At 39.7% G+C, this 21538-nt stretch carries 19 protein-coding genes; 8 read left to right on the top strand and 11 right to left on the bottom strand.

What is annotated here, in order from left to right; translation table 11 throughout:
* Nucleotides 1–2: 2 nt before the first annotated feature.
* The 5 genes from nuoF to ndhC form a co-directional block, all read right to left on the bottom strand.
* Nucleotides 3–1334 carry an NADH-quinone oxidoreductase subunit NuoF gene (gene nuoF, locus SOI81_RS13910; RefSeq protein ID WP_002120030.1) on the bottom strand — a complete coding sequence of 444 codons (1332 nt, stop codon included), beginning with the start codon at nt 1332–1334 and terminating at the stop codon, nt 3–5.
* Complete coding sequence (gene nuoE, locus SOI81_RS13915) at nt 1331–1840, bottom strand: NADH-quinone oxidoreductase subunit NuoE (protein WP_003653477.1); 510 nt, start codon at nt 1838–1840, stop codon at nt 1331–1333. The genes nuoF and nuoE overlap by 4 nt, the downstream gene beginning before the upstream one ends.
* Nucleotides 1841–1853: 13 nt before the next feature.
* Entirely contained in the window at nt 1854–3641 is a 1788-nt protein-coding gene (gene nuoC, locus SOI81_RS13920) for an NADH-quinone oxidoreductase subunit C/D (RefSeq protein WP_002120052.1), read from the bottom strand.
* Between the two features lie 84 nt (nt 3642–3725).
* Nucleotides 3726–4403: a NuoB/complex I 20 kDa subunit family protein gene (gene nuoB / locus SOI81_RS13925; RefSeq protein WP_002050353.1), complete on the bottom strand. Its 678-nt coding sequence runs from the start codon at nt 4401–4403 to the stop codon at nt 3726–3728.
* Nucleotides 4404–4409: 6 nt separating this feature from the next.
* Nucleotides 4410–4961 carry an NADH-quinone oxidoreductase subunit A gene (gene ndhC, locus SOI81_RS13930; RefSeq protein ID WP_003653481.1) on the bottom strand — a complete coding sequence of 184 codons (552 nt, stop codon included), beginning with the start codon at nt 4959–4961 and terminating at the stop codon, nt 4410–4412.
* Between the two features lie 425 nt (nt 4962–5386).
* On the opposite strand from ndhC, the gene SOI81_RS13935 reads away from it, so the two are divergent.
* A complete protein-coding gene (locus tag SOI81_RS13935; RefSeq protein ID WP_320540920.1) occupies nt 5387–6805 on the top strand; it encodes a diguanylate cyclase in 1419 nt (472 codons plus the stop codon).
* A 92-nt stretch (nt 6806–6897) separates the two neighbouring features.
* Nucleotides 6898–7251 (top strand): hypothetical protein, encoded by a 354-nt coding sequence (locus SOI81_RS13940; protein ID WP_016142094.1) that lies wholly within the window; start codon nt 6898–6900, stop codon nt 7249–7251.
* 21 nt (nt 7252–7272) lie between these two features.
* Here the strand turns inward: SOI81_RS13940 and bfmS are convergent, their stop codons facing one another.
* From bfmS to SOI81_RS13955, 3 genes are read right to left on the bottom strand one after another with little or no spacing between them, the layout of a single operon-like run.
* Nucleotides 7273–8922 (bottom strand): sensor histidine kinase BfmS, encoded by a 1650-nt coding sequence (gene bfmS / locus SOI81_RS13945; RefSeq protein ID WP_016142095.1) that lies wholly within the window; start codon nt 8920–8922, stop codon nt 7273–7275.
* Between the two features lie 32 nt (nt 8923–8954).
* Nucleotides 8955–9671 carry a response regulator transcription factor BfmR gene (bfmR, locus tag SOI81_RS13950; RefSeq protein ID WP_000076440.1) on the bottom strand — a complete coding sequence of 239 codons (717 nt, stop codon included), beginning with the start codon at nt 9669–9671 and terminating at the stop codon, nt 8955–8957.
* Nucleotides 9668–9850, bottom strand: coding sequence for a hypothetical protein (locus SOI81_RS13955; protein ID WP_031945548.1), 183 nt, complete (start codon nt 9848–9850; stop codon nt 9668–9670). Before SOI81_RS13955 ends, bfmR begins: the two co-directional genes overlap by 4 nt.
* 353 nt (nt 9851–10203) lie before the next feature.
* Here SOI81_RS13955 and nrdA point away from each other — a divergent pair, with 353 nt between their 5' ends.
* From nrdA to SOI81_RS13980, 5 genes are all read left to right on the top strand, one after another.
* On the top strand, nt 10204–13038 hold the full coding sequence (gene nrdA / locus SOI81_RS13960; protein WP_002120003.1) for a ribonucleoside-diphosphate reductase subunit alpha: 2835 nt from the start codon (nt 10204–10206) through the stop codon (nt 13036–13038).
* A gap of 312 nt (nt 13039–13350) precedes the next feature.
* Nucleotides 13351–13482: a preprotein translocase subunit YajC gene (locus SOI81_RS13965; RefSeq protein WP_320541585.1), complete on the top strand. Its 132-nt coding sequence runs from the start codon at nt 13351–13353 to the stop codon at nt 13480–13482.
* Between the two features lie 230 nt (nt 13483–13712).
* Nucleotides 13713–13931 (top strand): hypothetical protein, encoded by a 219-nt coding sequence (locus SOI81_RS13970; RefSeq protein WP_009393787.1) that lies wholly within the window; start codon nt 13713–13715, stop codon nt 13929–13931.
* Between the two features lie 297 nt (nt 13932–14228).
* Nucleotides 14229–15512, top strand: a complete 1284-nt coding sequence (locus SOI81_RS13975; RefSeq protein WP_016142096.1) for a ribonucleotide-diphosphate reductase subunit beta — start codon at nt 14229–14231, stop codon at nt 15510–15512.
* A gap of 781 nt (nt 15513–16293) precedes the next feature.
* Complete coding sequence (locus tag SOI81_RS13980) at nt 16294–19212, top strand: hypothetical protein (RefSeq protein WP_320540921.1); 2919 nt, start codon at nt 16294–16296, stop codon at nt 19210–19212.
* A 150-nt stretch (nt 19213–19362) separates the two neighbouring features.
* Here the strand turns inward: SOI81_RS13980 and SOI81_RS13985 are convergent, their stop codons facing one another.
* The 3 genes from SOI81_RS13985 to SOI81_RS13995 form a co-directional block, all read right to left on the bottom strand.
* The gene (locus SOI81_RS13985; RefSeq protein ID WP_239977291.1) at nt 19363–19938 is read right to left on the bottom strand and encodes a hypothetical protein; all 576 of its coding nucleotides are present in this window, start codon (nt 19936–19938) and stop codon (nt 19363–19365) included.
* A gap of 12 nt (nt 19939–19950) precedes the next feature.
* Nucleotides 19951–20235: a hypothetical protein gene (locus SOI81_RS13990; RefSeq protein ID WP_239977298.1), complete on the bottom strand. Its 285-nt coding sequence runs from the start codon at nt 20233–20235 to the stop codon at nt 19951–19953.
* A 70-nt stretch (nt 20236–20305) separates the two neighbouring features.
* On the bottom strand, nt 20306–20905 hold the full coding sequence (locus SOI81_RS13995) for a TetR/AcrR family transcriptional regulator (RefSeq protein ID WP_239977300.1): 600 nt from the start codon (nt 20903–20905) through the stop codon (nt 20306–20308).
* A 121-nt stretch (nt 20906–21026) separates the two neighbouring features.
* On the opposite strand from SOI81_RS13995, the gene SOI81_RS14000 reads away from it, so the two are divergent.
* A complete protein-coding gene (locus tag SOI81_RS14000; RefSeq protein ID WP_239977308.1) occupies nt 21027–21356 on the top strand; it encodes a darcynin family protein in 330 nt (109 codons plus the stop codon).
* Nucleotides 21357–21538 lie beyond the last annotated feature (182 nt).

Genomic DNA, 21538 nt, shown 5'->3' on the forward strand with positions numbered 1-21538 from the left:
CCTTAAGCTTGTTCTACGTTGCTGGTTTGCACGACAGGACGATTCGTCACTTTCGCTTCAAACTCACCACGGAAATGTTTGAGTGCGCCCATAAGCGGCTCCATCGCACCTGGTGCGTGGGCACAGAAAGTTTTACCAATCCATAATTTACGAGTTAGTTCTTGTAAATGGTCGATATCTTCTTTCTTACCTTCGCCTGCTTCAAGTGCTTTAAGCGCTTTAACAGCCCATGGCAAACCATCACGGCACGGTGTACAGAAACCACATGATTCACGCGCAAAGAACTCTTCTAAGTTACGAGTGAGCGATACCATACATTGAGTTTCGTCTACCACCATTAACAAACATGTTCCCAAACGAGAACCTGCTTTCATAATCGTGTCCGCATCCATTGGTAAATCAATGGTATCTGCTGGTAAAAAGTCAGTTGAAGCACCACCTGGCAACCATGCTTTGAGCTTTAAGCCCTCACGCATACCACCTGCATGATCTTCAATGACTTCACGTGCAGTTGTACCAAACGGCAATTCCCAAAGACCAGGGAATTTAACTTTACCTGATGCACCATAAATTTTAGTGCCTGGATCTTTTGATTTACCAGCTGATAAACCGATATACCACTCTGGTCCACGAAGCATGATTGCTGGCAAGTTGTTATAAGTTTCAACGTTGTTCACAATCGTCGGACGGCCCCATGCCCCTGCAACTTGCGGGAACGGTGGCTTAGTACGAGGGTTAGCACGACGGCCTTCAAGCGAGTTAATCAATGCAGTTTCTTCACCACAGATATAACGCCCTGCACCCGTATGTACATGCAGATCAAAATTCCAGCCAGAACCTAAGATATTTTCGCCCAAATAACCTTTAGCACGAATCTGTTCTAACGCTTCATTTAGATATTGAGCAGCCTCGATGTATTCACCACGGATAAAGATATAACCTTGAGTTGCTTCTAAGGTATAACCCGCAATTAACATGCCTTCGATCAATTGATGTGGAAGTTTTTCCATCAACAAACGGTCTTTAAAGGTACCCGGTTCCATTTCGTCGGCATTACAGATCAAGTAACGTGGACCACCATCATTTGGTGCCATCAATGACCATTTAATACCCGCTGGGAAACCCGCACCACCACGACCTTTTACAGTTGCAGCTTTAATGACGTCTAACACTTCAGCAGGTTTCATGCCTAATGCTTTTTTAAAGCCTGCATAACCTTCAAGTGCTTCGTAATCATCAGCACTACGCACCGCTTCTTGTTTGCTTAAACGCCAAGTGAGCGGATGAGTTTCTGGATTACCGTCGCCATAAATTGGTTTTGGTTCAGTATTCATACATACTTCTCCAATAACTGTTTAATTGATGTCACTTCGACTAAACCGTGAGTATCTTCATCAATCATTAAAGTTGGGCCTTTGTCGCAGTTGCCTAGGCAGCAAATTGGAAGCAGCGTAAAACGACCATCTGGTGTCGTTTGACCATACTGAATTCCTAATTCGCGCTGGAATGCTTCAGCAAGTGTTTCTGCACCCATCAAGAAGCAAGCAATTGAGTCACAAAGCAAAATCACATGACGACCTACCGGATGGCGATAGATACGGTTGTAAAATGTTGCGACACCTTCCAAATCAGCAACGCTCATCGACAACAACTGTGCGATAGCATTCATCTGAGCGTCATCTACCCAACCATTACGGCGCTGTACGCATTTCAATGCATCCAAAGAGGCTGCACGAGGGTATGGATAGTGACCAATGTGATGTTCGATATCGTGGATTTCTTCTGCAGTCAAAATCCCTTCAACATTCACACGTGGTTTTTTATCAGTCAAAATCATCATTATGTGTTACCTCTTAGCGATCCACGTCAGCCATAACCACGTCAATGGTCGCCAGATAAATGATTAAGTCAGATACTAAACTTCCGTTAATCACTGACGGCATTTGCTGTAAGTGAGTAAACGTCGGTGTACGAATACGAGTACGATAACTCATGGTCGCTTTATCTGAAGTCAAGTAGTAAGTACTTGCACCTTTAACCACTTCAGTCATAAATGATGACTCGCCCGCTGGCATGACAGGACCCCATGAAACGCTCAAGAAGTGCGTAATCAAGGTTTCAATATCTTGTAATGTCTTATCTTTCGGTGGTGGAACAGCCAATGGATGATCCGCTTTGTATGGACCAGAAGGCATGTTATCCAAGCACTGTTGAATAATTTTTAGCGACTCGGTAATTTCACGGAAGTGAACAAGCACACGTGCATAAGCATCGCCTTCATACTCAACCGGCACATCAAAATCGAAGTTTTCATAGCCGCTGTATGGACGATATTTACGTACATCAAAATCGATACCTGTTGCGCGTAAACCAGTACCAGTTACACCCCATGCGAGTGCAGATTTGGCATCGTATTGTGCAACATTACGCGTACGACCAATAAACACAGAGTTTTTCAATGCTGCTGTGTAGTATTCGTTTAAGCGTTTAGGCATCCACTCTAGCAATTCTTTAACAAGCTTTTGCCAGTTGTTTGGAAGATCGTGTGCTGTACCGCCAATACGGAACCATGCTGGATGCATACGGTAACCCGTGATTGCTTCAACAATGTCGTAAACTTTTTGACGGTCTGCGAACATATAGAATACTGGTGTCATACCACCGGCATCCTGAATTGCCGTACCACAGAATAATAAGTGGTTATTGATACGGAACAATTCGTTCAACATGACACGAATCACTTGCGCACGTTCAGGAACTTTAATACCAGCCATTTGCTCGACAGCCATCACATACGGCATGTTTTGAGCACAACCACCTAAGTAGTCAACACGGTCAGTATAAGGAATGAAAGAATGCCATGTTTGACGTTCAGCCATCTTTTCCACACCACGGTGGTGATAACCAATATCAGGTACACAGTCCTTCACTTCTTCGCCATCTAACTGCAATACAACACGGAACGCACCATGTGCAGATGGATGGTTAGGACCCAAGTTCAAGAACATAAAGTCTTCATCAGCGTTACCACGCTTAAGACCCCAGTCTTCCGGCACAAAACGTAAGTGCTCTTGTTCAAAGTCTTGTTTCGCTTTGTCTTGCATGTACGGCGTATATTCTGTCGCACGTGCTGAGTATTCTTTGCGAAGCGGATGACCTTCCCAATACGTTGGCAACAAAATACGACGGAGCATTGGATGCCCTTCGAAATTGATACCGAACATATCGTAAGCTTCACGTTCATACCAGTTGGCATTTGGCCAGATATTTGTCGCTGTCGGAATGTTAAGATCATTTTCGTTCAAGGCAACCTTGATACGAATGTCACTATTACGCTCAAGCGATAATAAATGATAGAACACAGTGAAGTCAGATGCTGGTAAACCATCACGATGAACACGTAAACGTTCATCCATCGCAGATAAGTCAAATAGCATTACATACGGACGTTCCACTTTACGTAGGAACATAAGGACTTCTTGCACGCGTGCGCGCTCAACCCAGACTGTTGGAAACTCTTCAAAAGTCGCCTGCACGTAAAAGTTCTCACCAAATTTGGTTTTGAGCTCTTCTACGATTGCAAATGCTGGGCGTGAATCAACTGCTGTTGACTCTGGCATAGCAATGTCAGTTTCAGCCATTGGCTTGGCTTCCTATTTAATACAAATTCTGTCAATTTTCTCGATGAACATATCAGTTAGATATGTCAAAGCACCGTCAAAAAATTATTTAATCTCATCCATAGAGCGTAAGTTTTTAACGGCAATACGCTGTGCATTCTTACGGTCACGTTCTGGCATCATCTTTGGCTTATACACTGGCTGAAGATCATCACCGATCACGGCAGAAAGCGGGCGTCGCTCTAATTGAATCTGGTCTTGTAAAAGCATTAAAGCTTGAATTAATGCTTCAGGACGAGGCGGACAACCTGGGACGTACACGTCAACAGGAATAATTTTGTCTACACCTTGTACTACTGAATAGATGTCGTACATACCTCCAGAGTTTGCACAAGCACCCATCGAAATGACCCATTTAGGCTCTAACATCTGTTCATAAAGACGCTGAATAACTGGTGCCATTTTTACGAAACAGGTCCCTGCAACAATCATCAAGTCAGCCTGACGAGGTGAAGCACGGATAACCTCTGCACCGAAACGTGACAAGTCATGCACACCTGTTAAGGTCGTTGCATATTCGACGTAACAACATGAGGTACCAAAGTTAAATGGCCACAAGGAGTTTTTACGTCCCCAGTTTACTGCTGTATGCAAGACATCCTCTAAACGAGTCATGAATACGTTTTTATTCACTTCCTCTTCAAGCGGATCCGTCACAATTTGACGTTCTTGCAATGGGTATTGATCAGCATCCGGATTCGCGCGGGTCAGAGTATATTTCATCCCGACTTACTCCTTTTCAGATGACAATGCAGGTGTAGTTTTTGACTTAACACGACCTGATGATTGAGCTGGAATCTGGCCTGTAGGGTCAGTTACGAGCTCTTCAATAGAATTAAAGCGTGTAATTTCAGCAATGTTCATTGTTGGTGAACCGATTTTAATCGCCTCACCTGCTGATTTACGGCGATCTGCTGGCGACCAACTTAGAGCACCTACAGAGAAGGCATAAACAAGCGCAATCAATAAATCAACGACAAAGATCACAACAGTGGTATATCCCAACCACCCTACTTCACGCACAGAAGTAGACCATGCATAGAGGTAAAGAGCCTCTAAGTCGAAGACAACAAAGAAAATTGCGACTAAATAAAACTTTGCAGACAGGCGAATGCGAGCGCCACCAGCACTCACGACACCTGATTCAAACTGCTCTTGCTTAGCACGTCCCCACGATTTTCCCCCGAGAAGTAAGGGAACTGTGAGCATAAAGACGCAAAGAAATGTAACGCCGATCACGAAGGCGATAATCGCCCAGTCGTATGGAGTAATGGCACTCATGCGGGGATAACTCCTGGCAGGCCTATTTATTTAACAAAGAATGTATGTATTGGCCTTCAAATACACCAAACACAAAATTAATCCCGCCAATTGTACCTGATTTCTAATTTCCCATGCTAGTTGAAGCGTCTTAGTCTTTCGGATGATTTTCCCAACAAAACTATTCATCTATGTGTTGTAAGGGGGGTTTCACCGCACATAATCGGTTTATTTAATAGTTTCTTTATTTATGATGATTTTTTTCATTTTTTAATTTTAGAATATTTACACAGTTCATCGACTATTAAGTTTTAATAACTTACTTTTTTATAATATTAGTTTGTTTTTTATTGTATTCAACTTCTCCTCTGAATTATGATGAATGTTTAATCATGCATAATATTTTATTACTCTTAGATAAGAGTATTTATCATTAAGGGCAGCTGATGCCATACTCACTTCGTGAATTTTCACCTTTCTCCTTTTTTAAATATTTTCTCCTGTTTAGCATCATTATTGCAGTATGTTGTTTCATTGGCATCGCATCTCGCCCTTTAAGTTTTCTCGCGTTTTTTTGGCCTGCCAACTCGGTTTTACTTGGCTTGCTCATTCGCTTCCCGAACACACGTCGACTAAGCACATTTTTAGGTGCATATAGCGGCTATGTCATTGCCGATCTATTTCAAGGCACGCCCTTTGCTCTCACACTCGTTTTAACAACTTCAAATTTTCTTTATGTTGTTACTACGTTTGCGCTCTATATGTTTTTTAATCAGCATATTAAAGCAGCCTACCGAGGCTATTCTTACCTCTTTTTATTTGCTCTATGCGGAGTCGGTAGCGTAGTAGGTGGATTATTCGCAGCAACTTTCGTGCCTATGTTTAATACTAAATTTATGCTGGGAGGCTTGTTGGATGAATTCGGTTATTGGTTCACTTCTGAATTGCAAAATGCCTTGCTTCTTTTACCCATCATATTGAACCTACCTCAATATAGTCAGGTAAAGCATTACTTTTCGAGAAGTCGTGGGTTACAGGCAACCGACCTTTTACCTTTTGGGGCTGTTCTGATTTCCATCGCAGCCAGTTATTATGACTCTGGTCCCGGTTCGCTACTCTACCCCATTGCTGCGCTCATCTGGTGCGCTATTCGATATAAACCTATTGTTGTCGCACTCATTACGAGCCTCACCAGCGCCTATATTATTTATCATGTTTCCGGACATTACCTTTTGCTCTACCCGAATGAGTATTTCAGCAATACGATCTCAATTCGTATAGGGTTAATCATGATGACGATTGCCCCTCTGACAGTTTCAAGTATCAGTGTTTTACATTCAGAATTAATTCAGAAGCTTCAACATGCAATTGCACATGACGAGCTGACCTCTAGTCTTACACGACGCCAGTTTTTACAGTCGGTCAGATTACTTCAAGAAAAGGTACAAAAAGAAAATAAAACCTCAGCTTTTTTCATGTTGGATGTCGACCATTTCAAACAAGTCAACGACAACTACGGTCATCAAATCGGTGATCGGGCGCTACAGACTTGTGTCACCACGATACAAAATATTTTGCATCCTCATGATTTGTTAGGCCGCTTGGGCGGTGAAGAATTTGCGATTTTTATTGCAGATACCAGCAAGGAAAGTGCTTTTGAACTGGCAGAACAAATCCGAATTAAAATTAGCCAACAACCTATTTATATTTATGGAAAATTACCCATTTTCATACAGGTGAGTATTGGTATAAGTTTATATTCCCCATCGTCCCATAGAGCAATTGAGAGTTTGTTTAAAGAAGCAGATGACGCTTTATATCAAGCAAAACGCCAAGGACGTAATCGGGTGTTTATCTCTTTATAATTTTTTCATTTCATCATCTAGTGTAATGAATTTTATACAATAAGCTGTGTTTTGCCATGTATGCTAATAACAGATAATAAGGAGAAAAATGCATGACTCTAGAATATACGCACAAACCAAATTACTACTTGTTTGCACAGCTACTTGTGCGACATATAGAAAGCTATATTCACAAACATCCAGATGCTAATAATGCAATTTTTGACTTGCGGGATGTCTATGAAATATTTAGACAGGATTTTGCATCAACTACAACAAACCTAGAAGGTATTTTGCATATTGCCGATGAATATAAAATAGAAACAATTAATGGAGACCAACCTCTTATTCAAAAATACCAGATTGATGCAAAGAATAATTCGTTACTGATCGACTTTAATTCCGATGCGTTAACCAGCTTAAGAAGCGGAAAACCTATTTTGGAACCAGATGCAACTCGACTATAAATAGCTCAATAAAAAAGCACCTTATGAAGGTGCTTTTTTATTGGCTTTTAAAGGAGGCTGTTTAAAGCGTTTTGCTGGCCATGTCATGATAAAGCGAGCGCCACCCAAGCTTGGGCTTTCATCGACTTTAATTTCACCACCAAACCAATACGCAATACGACTTACAATAGACAATCCTAAACCATAACCACCCGACGCACGAGTACGGCTATCATCTAGACGGGCAAAAGCTTCAAATACTCTTTGACGGTCTTGTTCAGGAATACCGGCACCATCATCTTCAACACACACAAAGGCCATGCCATCGCTATGAATGCCACCAGTAATTCGAACTTTATTATCGCAATAACGAACCGCGTTACCTACCAAGTTTTGAACAACACGATGTAAATAACGACGCTCTGCATCTACTTTTACATAAAGAGGAGGAGCCACCAGTTCAATTTCTTTTTGCGTTTTTAAAGCTTCAGTTTCGACAGCAACCTGATCCAACACATCAAATAAAGTAATTTCATCGAAATCTAGTGAAGGTGTACCCTGCTCTAGTTTTGCATAAGTCATGATTTCATCAATTAAAGTATTGAGTGCTTCAATATCTTTATCAATCATATCGACCTGATGCATACGATGATTGTAATCATCTTCTTCAGCCAGCATTTCTGTACCAAAGCGAATACGAGCCACAGGCGTTCTAAGCTCATGAGATACTGCCCTCATTAACTCACGCTGAGCCTCAATTAAACGCTGAATATGATCAGACATGTTGTTATAACTTGATGCCAAGTTTGCCATTTCGTCACTTCCTTCAATAGGAACACGCAATGACAAATCACCAGACTTCATACGGTTTAATGCATAACGCACTTGGCGAATTTTACGCTCTAGCGGCAAGATCAACCCATAAACACCTAGACTCAACAAGAATAAGCTAAATAAGGTAATCCCTGCTGAAAGCTGCAAAGGCATCCAGTTAAACATCGGCACCGGACCAAGCACGAGAACCTGTGTAGGATGATTCGGAATTGGAGATACGATTGAAATGGTTGTACCGCGAACTGTTGCACTATCTTTGTACAACATAACGCTTTGATCTTGGCGTAAACGACCAATTTGCTCAGAGTCCAAATTAACGTCTTGAATATTGTAGATATTAATTGGATAAGAGAAATGTTTTTGAATCTTGGCAAGATATTCTTGTTCTTGCCCCGGATAAAACATTAGATAATCAAGTACAAAAATAGGGAGAGCCTTCATTTGGCGCTCACTAATTTTGTCGACTTTTATAGATAGATAATGCTGTGGGTCGTCACGCAAGCCAATAATGATATACGCAATACTATTACTGGCATCGTAACGAACAACAGATTTTTGAGCTTCGATTCGTTTTTTCTCAGTACGAGATAACTCAACCTTGCTTGCATCAGTATAGTAAATTGGGAGTTCCAATAAATCTGATGCGTCTGAAACCCAGTCTATTTTCTGTTGCTTCCCCGGTTGTCGAGCCACCCCTTCACTAATGACATAAGAAATACCATCAGTTAAAGATTCTCGGTATTCTTGTGCCCGTTGATAATTGATGATTTGTACAAGCAAATAACCAAATACAGCAACCAAAACAACAAGAATTACCAGTCCCGCATAAATTCGCAGGAATATACTGTGTTTAAACACTCGATCAACCTTATAGGAAGTTTATTCCGACCTTATAACCCGTTGGTTTCTTTAACGAACAAGTAACCTTTACTACGTACTGTTTTAATACGCTTTGGATTTTCAGGATCATCGCCAATTTTTGGACGAATACGTGAAATACGGACATCGATTGAACGGTCCTGACCATCGTATTCGATACCACGTAAACGTTCGAAGATATCTTCACGCGATAAGATACGACCAGCATTTGATGCAAGCAACCATAATAGGTCATATTCTGCGCTAGTGAAGTCAACAAGTTCACCATTTAGCGTTACAGAACGACCGCCATTGTCGATGACAAGGTCATCAAACTCGATACGCTGCGCAACTTCATCTTCTACAGTTTTGTCTGTGCGACGTAAGAGTGCACGGATACGCGCTAAAAGAACACGTGGTTGAACCGGTTTAGCGACATAGTCATCTGCGCCCATTTCTAAACCAAGTACCTGATCCATATCTTCTGTACGTGCAGTCAACATAAGAATCGGTTGATGGTAATGTGGACGAACTTCACGGCAAACAGTTAAGCCATCGGCACCCGGCAACATGACATCCAAGACCACTAGATCTGGTTGTTCACTGATAATACGACGAATTGCACGGTTACCATCAGTTTCTACACCAACTTCTAAACCATTGCGAATTAAATATTCTTGAGTTAAACGCGCTAAGCGCTCATCATCTTCAACGATCAGAATCTTTGGTAACTTTTCTTCTTGGCTCATATCATTGCCCCTATAAATCTCGTTTCATGCATCTTAAAAATCTTGCAGATACATTCGTTTATCATTTGCAATATACACACGTTTACATTGTAAACAAGTAGGCGTTCACCAAACTGATACATGACAATCGTATTTTGTTGCATTTTATTAGCCTTTGAATTTTCACGTGTTTTTAAGATTTATTTATTGTTATTAAATTTCATATTCTATTCATATTTCCAATGTATGAATATTAAACAAATTATTTCTCTGTTTAGTTTAAATTTATTTAAGTGTTTGTTTTTTGAGTTATCCACAAACTTATCTATAAGTGTTTTTTAACAGCTTTGCTATGCTATCTCCCATCAAATCATACAGATAAAAAATTACTAAAAAGTCAAGATTGATCTGCTATGAAAAATCCCGTATCTTGTGTTGAAAATAAACTTTAACTACTAAGTCTTGTGTTTATCCCTCAAATATCGTGGCATGTTTTTTGCTCGGTTCAAACGGTCTATGAACATAACAAAAGTGACAATGGAGCTATGCTGGCATGAGCGTAATTACTTCGACTCCCGGTCAAATTCAGGTGATTAAACGCACTGGAGATGTTGCTGCATTTGATGCAGAGAAAATTTCAGTTGCGATTGGTAAAGCTTTTCTTGCTGTGGAAGGTCAACAGAGTTCGGATTCTAGCCGTATTCACGACCGTATTACCCAGTTGACGGAAATGGTCTTAAATACTTTTACTCGCCGTTTACCATCGGGCGGTACGATCCATATTGAAGAAATTCAAGATCAAGTAGAACTTGCTTTAATGCGTACTGGGGAACAAAAGGTTGCCCGCGCTTATGTGATTTACCGTGAACAACGTGCTAGCGCTCGTCAGCAAACGAACTCAAACCACCACCCTACTTTACAAGTTACCGACAAAAACGGTCAGCTTCAGCCACTTGATTTAAGTGCATTGCAAGCAACTGTTTCTAAGGCAGCTGAAGGTTTGGAAGGTATTGACGTTCAAGCCATTGTGGATGAAACCGTTAAAAACTTATATAACGGCGTAAAAGAAAGTGATATTGCCACAACAATGATGATGGCAACACGTACCCGTATTGAACAAGAACCAAACTACACTTACGTGACTGCACGTTTGCTTTGTAACGAATTAGTGAGCACTGGTTTAACGTTCTTAGGCTTATCAACAGATACACCTGAAAACAATGCACTTGAAGCATTCTTGAAAAAAGGTGTTGAGCTTGATTTGCTTTCACCTGACTTGCTTGACTTCGACTTAGAAAAATTATCAGCAGCAATTCAGCCAGAACGTTCTAATCAGTTTACCTATTTAGGTTTACAGACTTTATTTGACCGTTACTTCATTCACTCAAACGGCGTTCGCTTCGAATTACCACAATTATTCTTCATGCGTGTGTCGATGGGTCTTGCACTCAATGAGCAAGATAAAGAAGAACGTGCAATTGAGTTCTATAACTTATTGTCTAGCTTCGACTACATGGCTTCTACGCCTACCCTGTTTAACTCAGGTACATTACGTCCACAGCTTTCAAGTTGTTACTTAACAACAATTGGCGATGACCTTTATGACATTTATGGCGCAATGCGTGACAACGCGATGCTTTCTAAATGGGCTGGCGGTTTAGGTAATGACTGGACACCTGTACGTGCCTTGAACTCTTATATTAAAGGTACAAACGGTAAGTCTCAGGGTGTTGTTCCATTCTTGAAAGTTGCGAACGATACAGCTGTTGCAGTAAACCAAGGTGGTAAGCGTAAAGGTGCCGTTTGTGCATACTTAGAAACTTGGCACTTAGACATCGAAGAGTTCTTAGAGCTTCGTAAAAACACGGGTGATGACCGTCGCCGTACTCACGACATGAACACTGCGAACTGGGTTCCAGATTTGTTTATGCAACGTGTATTTGAAGATGGTGAATGGACATTATTTACTCCTTCTGAAACTCCAGACTTGCACGACTTAACTGGTGCTGAATTTGCTGAGCGTTATGCTTACTATGAGTCTGTAGCGAAAGAAACTAACATGCTACATAAGAAAGTACGTGCTAAAGATTTATGGCGCAAAATGCTTTCTATGTTGTTTGAAACTGGTCACCCGTGGATCACATTCAAAGATGTATGTAACTTACGTTCACCACAACAACATGTTGGCGTAGTTCACTCATCTAACTTATGTACTGAAATTACCTTGAACACAAATCAAGACGAAATTGCAGTATGTAACTTAGGTTCGATCAACCTTGTACAACACGTTCAAGGTGGTGTGTTAGACCGTGAGAAATTAGCTCGCACTATTAAAACAGCAGTACGTATGCTCGACAACGTGATCGACATTAACTACTACGCTGTACCACAAGCGAAAAACTCTAACTTGAAACACCGCCCTGTGGGTATGGGTATCATGGGCTTCCAAGATGCTCTATATGAAATGGGTATTGCTTACGGTTCAGACGCTGCTGTTGATTTTGCTGATGAATCAATGGAAGTAATTAGCTACTACGCGATTGAAACTTCAAGCAACTTGGCTGTTGAACGTGGTGCTTACTCAACATTCAAAGGTTCATTGTGGGATCAAGGTATCCTTCCAATCGACTCTTTAGAAATTGTTGCGAAATCTCGTCCAGAGCGCATGTTCGAAGTTGACCGTACTCAACGTTTAGACTGGGACACTTTACGTGCCAAAGTTCAAAAAGACGGTATGCGTAACTCAAACGTGATGGCAATTGCTCCAACTGCAACTATCTCTAACATTTGTGGTGTTTCTCAGTCTATTGAGCCAACATTCCAAAACTTATATGTGAAATCTAACTTGTCTGGTGAGTTCACTGTTATTAACCCATACCTTGTTCGTGCATTAAAAGAACGTGGTCTTTGGGACACAGTAATGGTGAATGACCTTAAACACTTTGAAGGTTCAGTACAAAAAATTGCTCGTATTCCTGAAGAATTAAAAGCAATCTTTGCTACTGCGTTTGAAGTGGATACACGTTGGATCGTTGATGCTGCATCACGCCGTCAAAAATGGATTGATCAAGCTCAGTCGCTTAACCTTTACATCTCTGGTGCAAACGGTAAGAAACTTGACATCACTTACAAGATGGCATGGTTACGTGGCCTTAAGACGACTTATTACCTCCGAGCTTTAGGTGCAACTTCTGCTGAAAAATCTACAATCAACACAGGTGCTTTAAACGCAGTTAAACCTGCGACTGTTGAAGCAGCGGCGGTTGCTGCCCCTGTTGTAGAAGCGAAGAAACCAGAAGCAGCGGTTGAAGAAGAAGGCTTTACTCAAGCAGCTCCAGTACCAATGGCTTGTTCAATCGATAACCCTGATTGTGAAGCTTGCCAGTAATCACTGAGTAGACAACTTATCCGTAGAGATCACTTATCACTAAGTGATCTCATAAATAGTCGATTTGGCTATCGAGGATGTTGTACAGTCAGTAGATAGTCAAATCATCACTTGAATGATGATTATGATAGACATTACAAGTATCTTTATCGGGTTAATAGTCGCGTTGATTACGATGGTCAGTTATAAGATCTGTGTAAATTTTACGAATATTGGAAATCGTAATAACTCCAATAATACGAAAAATGTTTACCACATCACTAATAACCATTATCACAACGATAAATTCGATAAATAAAAAAGAAGGCTAAGATTATGTCCAATTTAAGTCATAACTATGAGTTAGGAGTATTTGTACTGATTTTAGCCTTTTTATTTTTTTATATTCCAATGATTTATGCATTTCTCAAAATACGTAAGCAGCAACGTAAGCAAAATAAATAATTTTAAAGTTAATGAATTATTTCTTTTGGTTATGGACAAGAAATTACTCTTTAAATATCCAAAATGAGAAAGGGAAACACCGCGTCAACGATGCTTCCCTTTTCCCAAAAGACATAAGGTTATCTTTTGGGCGATGACTATTCTTACGAAACAGCTAGGGAATATTCTGAACTAGTTTAAAGCCATCGTCAATTTAACCTGAATTTAATTCTATTCATAAGGATAAGTTTATGGCTACAAAAATTGGCAGAGATGCCCGTACAGGACAATTTATTACAGTTAATGAGGCTCGAAGAAGACCATCAACAACTACTGTTGAAACCCTACCTTCAACTAGCCCATCTAACACATTTCAAGTTGGACGAGATGCTCGTACAGGACAATTTATTACTGTTAGTGAAGCTCGTCGTCGACCAAGCACTACGGTTGTTGAAAATATCCCCAAATAGCTTTATTTAAAAATGAAAGGAACCTCGATTTTTATCGGGGTTTCTGTGTAGGAAAAATCAAAAACAAGATATTGATTTAATTGAAATTTTCAATACAAATAAACGCAAATAAAATCCTTCAAAAAACAAACAAGTACACAAGATCTTAATTAATTTTATCCAACTGAGGACTTTCTTCCCTATCAAAATTTCAATATCAAAACTACAATAGAGGAAGTTTTAAAGCATATAAGTTCCACAATCTTTCTGTTTTTTCATTAAGGGTTAATGTGGAATCATAATTATTGAGGAAACCATATGTCTATCCTTAGTTGGGACGATTTTGAAGATGATTCGCAAAAACCGACTGCACCTGAACACAAGTCTGCGCCCGTCCAATCGGAAAAAGCGTCAGATTCGCAGAATGTATCTACTGCGCAGCCATCATCGCCGAGCGTGGCAGCTCCACAATCCGCTGGAACCCATTCCGTGCGACCAACAGTTGCCTCCGATACAGTGGCTAGAGCCGCTCAAGCCTTAGAACATTTAGACGTTGCCCCTGGCCTTGAAGAGCTAGAAATGGGTGCTCAACGTGTTCAAGTTGACGACAAAGCAATGATTAACTGTCGTGCGGACTTGAACCAACTTGTTCCATTTAAATATGAGTGGGCTTGGCAGAAATATCTTGACGGGTGTGCAAACCACTGGATGCCTCAAGAAGTTAACATGAACCACGACATCGCGCTTTGGAAGTCTGAAAATGGCTTGACCGAAGATGAGCGTACTATTGTTATGCGTTCTTTAGGTTTCTTCTCGACTGCGGACTCTTTGGTTGCAAACAACTTGGTATTGGCGATTTACCGTCATATTACTAACCCTGAATGCCGTCAGTACATCTTGCGTCAAGCATTTGAAGAAGCAATTCACACTCACGCTTACCAATACTGTATCGAATCTTTAGGTATGGACGAAGGCGAAGTCTTTAACATGTACCGCGAGATTCCATCTGTTGCACGTAAAGCAGCTTGGGGCTTGAAATACACGCAATCTTTAACTGACCCTAATTTCCACACAGGCACACCTGAAAACGACCAGCGTTTACTTCGTAACCTGATCGCATTCTACTGTGTACTTGAAGGGATCTTCTTCTACTGTGGCTTTACTCAAATTTTGAGTATGGGCCGTCGTAACAAGATGAACGGTGTTGCTGAGCAGTTCCAATACATCTTGCGTGATGAATCGATGCACTTGAACTTTGGTATCGACATGATTAACCAAATCAAGATTGAGAACCCACACCTTTGGACTGCTGAGTTCCAACAAGAAGTGGTTCAAATGATTGTTGAAGGTACAATGCTTGAAATCGAATATGCACGTGACACAATGCCACGCGGTGTATTGGGTATGAACGCAAGCATGATGGAAGAATACTTGAAATTCATCTGTAACCGCCGTTTATCTCAGTTAGGTTTACCAGAGCAATTTGCTGGTGTAACGAACCCATTTGCGTGGATGTCTGAGATGATGGACTTACGTAAAGAGAAGAACTTCTTCGAAACTCGCGTAACAGACTACCAGACTGGTGGTGCGTTAAGCTGGTAAGTCTAACTTATCAAATCGAAAAGCCGCTCTACTCGAGTGGCTTTTTTATTATTAAAATTATTTAATTTCAATAAATTCAGATTAATACTCAAACCATTAAAATATATTTTATGATTTTAAAAACAAATAATATAAATATAAGAATATTTTATAAATATAGAAATTCTCTTGTTTTAAAAAAAGATTTTTTTAATTCTTTAAATTAGGGTGTCGGCTGACCCAATTTAGCTTTTAAACGAAGGAAATCTCAGCCGACGGCGTACATATACCAAATTATTATTACAACAGCTCCTATCAATACGTTTATTTTACAAATTAAAAAAGATAATTAATTAAAAATATTACAAAGCCCAGCCGTATTATTTAAGTCATTAAAATTATTTAAATTAATATTATTAAATTAAACACTCAATATAAAACTAATATAAAAAACAATAGTTTATAAAAATAAAAAATTCAGCTATTTAATAAAATTATTTTATTTCAATAAGATAAATCATATTTAGTCTATATTTTAAAAATAAATATATTATTTTATTCTTAAAATATTTTTATTAACTCACCTCTCTTTTGTGTTTAAAAATGTTATCAAAAATATACGTATTTTTTATTTAGTTGATTTTGAATATATTTAAAAATTTTTGGTATTAGCAGTGACCCATTACACAACTTGACACCAAATAGCAAAAAATTAAATACTCTTTCTCAATTATGTGGTTTAACGCACATAATAAAACAATAGTAATAAAAACGTCTCAAACAAATCACATGGAAATAGATTATGTTTATTAAAAGTATTTTATCTTCGATTACTAATATTATCCCACTTCCTGAAAACAGTAACACAAGCAATAATTTAGGTAATGGCTCTGGAGATGGGCTATTAAATGGCGCAGCCTCAGGTAATGGAGAACATAACTACGGTATTGGAAATGGAATTGGTGATGACGCCAGTATTACTGCCCCAATTACCATTCCCCTCAACCTCTCTGGTAATTCAATTACACTCATAGGCAACTCATCTTCAAGTTCAGTCAATACTTCTCCAACAACTACTTCAAATAATGTTAACGACAACGACACTACTATTAATGGTAATGGCTCTACAGTTGGCGGCGGTGCAGGCAATGGCTCTGGCGATGGCCTATTAAATGGCATCGCTTCAGGTAATGGCGAACAAAATTTTGGGATTGGTAATGGCATTGCTGATGACGCAAGCATTACTGCCCCACTTTCAATTCCAATTAATCTTGCGGGTAACTCAATTACTTTAATTGGTGATTCATCTTCAAGCTCGGTCAACAACTCTTCGACCAATACATCGAACACAGTCAATGACAACGACACCACCGATAACGGTAATGGCTCGGGTGCAGGCAATGGTTCTGGTGATGGCCTGCTCAATGGAATTGCTTCTGGAAACGGAGAACATAATTACGGAATCGGAAATGGTATTGCTGATGATGCAAGCATTACCGCGCCCATTACTATTCCCCTCAACCTTTCTGGTAATTCAATTACTTTAATTGGCAACTCATCTGCGAGTTCAGTGAATACCTCACCAACCACCACTTCAAATACGGTTAATGACAATGACACCACTGATAACGGCAATGGTGATAGTGGCGTGAGTGCACTTGGCAGCTCCGGCAATGGTTCTGGTGATGGCGCGGGCAATGGCCCAGCTTCGGGTAATGGTGAACACAACTATGGTATTGGCAATGGTAACGGCGACGATGTTGATATTACTGCCCCAATTACCGGTGTTCTGAACTTATCTGGAAATTCATTTACTTTAATTGGTGATTCTTCATCAAGTTCAGTCAACACAGCCCCAACAACGACTTCAAATACGGTCAATGACAACGACACTATTGATAATGGAAACGGTGGCGGAACTGGCGGTAGTTCAGGAAATGGCTCTGGCGATGGACTATTAAACGGTGCGGCTTCTGGCAACGGCGAACAAAACTTCGGTATTGGTAATGGCAACGGTGATGATGCTGATATCACTGCCCCAATTACTGGTGTTTTGAATTTCTCTGGTAACTCTTTCTCGCTCATTGGCAATTCATCTTCCAGTTCGATTAATACTGCCCCAACCACAAGCACCAACACGGTTAATGACAATGACGTGACTGATAATGGCAATGATGGCGGTGCACTTGTTGGCGGAAGTTCTGGAAATGGTTCTGGTGATGGCCTACTTAATGGCGCTGCTTCTGGCAATGGCGAACATAACTATGGCATTGGTAACGGAAATGGTGATGACGCAGACTTCACATTCCCACTGACTGGCGTACTCAACTTTTCTGGAAACTCGATTTCAGGCTTTGGTAGCTCATCTAGTGACTCGGTAAATATTGCACCAACCACAACGACTAACACAGTCAATGATAACGACACTATTGATAATGCTAATTCGGGCGGCCTCATTGGTGATTCTGGTAATGGCTCTGGCGATGGTTTACTTAATGGTGCAGCGTCTGGTAATGGCGAACATAACTATGGTATTGGTAACGGAAATGGTGACGATGCAGACTTTACGCTTCCATTTACTGGTGGCTTGAACATTTTAGGTAATGCTTTATCAGGGATAGGTGGCTCTTCGACTGACTCTATCAATATTTCACCGACAACTACTTCAAATACAGTCAATGACAACGACACAACCAATAACGGCAACACTTCAGGTGGTGTGATTGGTTCTGGTGACTCAGGCAACGGCTCTGGTGATGGCTTATTAAATGGCATTTCATCAGGTAACGGCGAACATAATTACGGTATTGGCAACGGTAATGGCGATGATGTTGATGTTACTGCTCCTATCACCACACCAATTAATGTATTAGGCAACTCTTTCTCATTTATTGGTGGTGAAGGTACAGGCGATATCTTAGGTCCGATTACTGGCGTTATTGGTGGTATTGGCGGTGATGGAGATATCTTAAGCCCAATTACTGGCATCATCGGTGGAATTGGTGGTGATGGCGACATTCTAAGCCCGATTACTGGCATTATCGGTGGAATTGGCGGTATTGGTGGTGATCTGGGCGATAATCCAATTACAGGTATTATTCAAAGCGGTATCGACGTTCTACAAAATTTAGAGAGTCTAAAAACAGGTTTGATTAACACAGGTATTGATACGATTGCCGACACAATTATTGGTGTATTCCCAGATGCAGAGCATCCTGTAGGTGATTTTGCCGACCTTGGAAAACTACTTTTCGAGACTTCACGCGATAGTGTTAACGGTACACTTGAGGCTATTTCTGACCTTGCAGGCGCTGACCTTGAGGGTGCAAGTGGCTCGATTACTGGTGTAATTGATACCCTTATTACCAATGGTTCAACGGCATCTACCATTATTCAGCATATTGTAGGTGATGGCCTAGTCACTGAAAACGGTGGCTTATTGGGTTCAATCACCACGATTATTGGTGGTGTTGACAGCGGCGACGGTGGTTTACTGGGTGGCCTAGATGGCTTAATTAGCATTAACTATGGCGACTCAGACAATAGTAATTCTATAGATGTAGAAGATATTTTAGGAAATATCCTCAGCTCGGTAGGTTCAAATCAAGGTATTGCTGTTGGTGAGCCTGATCCAACAGGCGGTAGTTTGATTCATACGATTTCACTTAACACAGTGAATCAGTTAACTGACCAACTTTTACATGCTTTACCAACTGTCTAATGTGTTCGTAAAGATATAACCCCTATAAGAGCACCTTTCAAATCTTGAGTTTGGAAGGTGTTTTTTATTGAGGAATAATTTTTAAAAGTTTGCTTAAGCCCATATAAACTATAACATTTTGAAAATATTTAAATTTCTACAAAACAGCAATTAACTTTTATTCGGATATTTGAAAGCTTTTAAAAGTAATATTGAAACAACCACCACTAACCAGATTAAAATTAAATACCTAATCAATAAGGTGGGGAACATAACCCAATTCCACCAAGAAGCAATTTTTTCTTCACTTGTTGAGAAATTAATTACACTCCCTTTTTTATCTTCAAAACGAATTCTAGTGACTACAATATACCTATTTTTAAAAAGCAATGATGAATTAGGGAAAAAACCTCCCTCAACTTTAAGTATTTTTCTAGGCTTATATAATTCACAAAATGAACCACTCTCATTTCTAAAATATGCACAATTAATAGTATTTTTTTTATAATTATCTTTTATTATTAATGATGTCATACGCCCATGTTTGATATGAAATTCAGGTTCATAAACAACAAAGCTCTCTTTTTTAGGGGTAAAAACTATACTTGGGTTAAGAGCACAAAGTATTACAATTAGACAAAAACTTAAGGTAAGAATAAGAACAAATTTTTTATAAATATACGAATATAATGAAAAAAATGGATCAACCACCTCAGCAGAGATACATATTTTAAGTTTATAAATCACAACTATCCCCAACTATAAAACTACAATAAAGAACATCACAGATAAAAGGATGCCTATTAAAAGTGGCATAAAATTAGCTATATAATTATTTTCCTTAAAAACTTTGCTAAATATAAAAATGAGAAAACAAATTAAATATGACACGTTAAAATTAAAAGAAGATAAATCATCAAAGTAATTTATTCCTTTACTTCTTTTAGCAAGGAGATAAAACATAAAAATAGAGTAACCTACCAAACCTAAAAAAAGCGAAGTAAATGCGCTTACTTCTGCTTTGCTCATAATTTCATCTTTCATAAGTTCCCCAATAAAAATATAATTATTTAGTAAAATAAAAAATACTATTTTATAGAAAAATCAATAATTTTTAATATAAATCTAAATAACCAAATACAGCCTTTTCAACTCGCTGTTGTAAATGATTTAAATCACTTTCCCCTACTATGCCTGCTGCGTTAATCATTCCTTTGCTTAATGCAATCACATCTTGTGCGGCTGTCTGCGCATGTGAAACGCCAGAACGTTTAAACAGATCAGAAATTATGGTTTCAAGCTCGTGCTGATGCTCACTTTCCTCAATGTCTTTGCCAATGAGTTCAGAAGCAAATTCTAAGGTTCGTGCCAACTGTGGGCGGCTCAATTGATGTTGCACAGCGGCTTGTATAATGAGTTTTAATTTTTCTTTTAAGTCTGTGGCGTCATGTTGCTGTATGGCTTCAACGATATGATTTGAAAGCTTGGCACGCTCACGTCGAATTAACTCGACGATTAAAGCATCTTTAGATGGAAAGTATTGATATAGGCTCCCAATGCTTACACCAGCAAGTTCAGCTACAGCATTTGTGTTAAATCCAGCAAAGCATAACGACTCTAAAATGCGAGCAGCTGCCTCTAGAATTGCTTCAAAGGTAGCCACTGAGCGTGCTTGACGCGGGCGTTTACGTGGGTCTGGGAGGGTTTCTGACATGGGCCGAAATGCGAGTATTTAATGTGAGTAATCACTCATATACTGACTGAGTCATATTGATATGACAAGCAAATGCTGTCTTTTCAGTTGAACTACAACTCGGCCCAGTCATGGAGTGGTTATGTCTAGAAACTATACTTTTTTTATTCATTTAAGAGCTTTGCCTGCTTGGTTGGCTTTAGCTCGTGAAAAGCGGGCTGAGTTTAGTGCACAAAAGCTTGAACCTATTTTTGAGAAGTACCCGACTGTAAAAGTGCGCTGGTATGACGTTGAAGCGTTTAGCACTAAAGCCAGTGATATTGCTGTGTTTGAGACGTCATCTCTGCAAGATTATTATTTTGTGATTGATGCGATTCGAGACTCTGAGTTTTGTACAGTGCCCTACTTTGAGTTTGTAGAGATTATTCCTGCAATTGAAGATGGGTATGTGGAGTATGAGAGTTCTTTATAGAAGTTGTTAACCGAATACTCTTTTGCGTTGCACGATCCGTGCATAAATTGGCCGTAAGCTTAGACTATATAAAAAGAATCTTTTTTAATATACAGACAACTGCTGACTAGTAAACTAGCGGTAGGATAAGCTAGTAACTTTAAACACATTCTATTGGAAAATAGCTTATGTAAAATTTTATA

This window comes from Acinetobacter pittii (genome assembly GCF_034067285.1).
Lineage (GTDB): Bacteria > Pseudomonadota > Gammaproteobacteria > Pseudomonadales > Moraxellaceae > Acinetobacter > Acinetobacter pittii_E.

Bases quoted from the DNA above. Each gene is read 5' to 3' on its own strand.
- nuoB (WP_002050353.1), bottom strand. From the start codon at position 4,403: ATGAAATATACTCTGACCCGCGCGAATCCGGATGCTGATCAATACCCA.
- SOI81_RS13975 (WP_016142096.1), top strand. From the start codon at position 14,229: ATGTCTATCCTTAGTTGGGACGATTTTGAAGATGATTCGCAAAAACCG.
- nuoC (WP_002120052.1), bottom strand. From the start codon at position 3,641: ATGGCTGAAACTGACATTGCTATGCCAGAGTCAACAGCAGTTGATTCA.
- SOI81_RS13970 (WP_009393787.1), top strand. From the start codon at position 13,713: ATGGCTACAAAAATTGGCAGAGATGCCCGTACAGGACAATTTATTACA.
- nrdA (WP_002120003.1), top strand. From the start codon at position 10,204: ATGAGCGTAATTACTTCGACTCCCGGTCAAATTCAGGTGATTAAACGC.
- bfmR (WP_000076440.1), bottom strand. From the start codon at position 9,671: ATGAGCCAAGAAGAAAAGTTACCAAAGATTCTGATCGTTGAAGATGAT.
- nuoE (WP_003653477.1), bottom strand. From the start codon at position 1,840: ATGATGATTTTGACTGATAAAAAACCACGTGTGAATGTTGAAGGGATT.
- SOI81_RS13980 (WP_320540921.1), top strand. From the start codon at position 16,294: ATGTTTATTAAAAGTATTTTATCTTCGATTACTAATATTATCCCACTT.
- SOI81_RS13935 (WP_320540920.1), top strand. From the start codon at position 5,387: ATGCCATACTCACTTCGTGAATTTTCACCTTTCTCCTTTTTTAAATAT.
- SOI81_RS13940 (WP_016142094.1), top strand. From the start codon at position 6,898: ATGACTCTAGAATATACGCACAAACCAAATTACTACTTGTTTGCACAG.
- nuoF (WP_002120030.1), bottom strand. From the start codon at position 1,334: ATGAATACTGAACCAAAACCAATTTATGGCGACGGTAATCCAGAAACT.
- SOI81_RS14000 (WP_239977308.1), top strand. From the start codon at position 21,027: ATGTCTAGAAACTATACTTTTTTTATTCATTTAAGAGCTTTGCCTGCT.
- SOI81_RS13990 (WP_239977298.1), bottom strand. From the start codon at position 20,235: ATGAAAGATGAAATTATGAGCAAAGCAGAAGTAAGCGCATTTACTTCG.
- SOI81_RS13995 (WP_239977300.1), bottom strand. From the start codon at position 20,905: ATGTCAGAAACCCTCCCAGACCCACGTAAACGCCCGCGTCAAGCACGC.
- ndhC (WP_003653481.1), bottom strand. From the start codon at position 4,961: ATGAGTGCCATTACTCCATACGACTGGGCGATTATCGCCTTCGTGATC.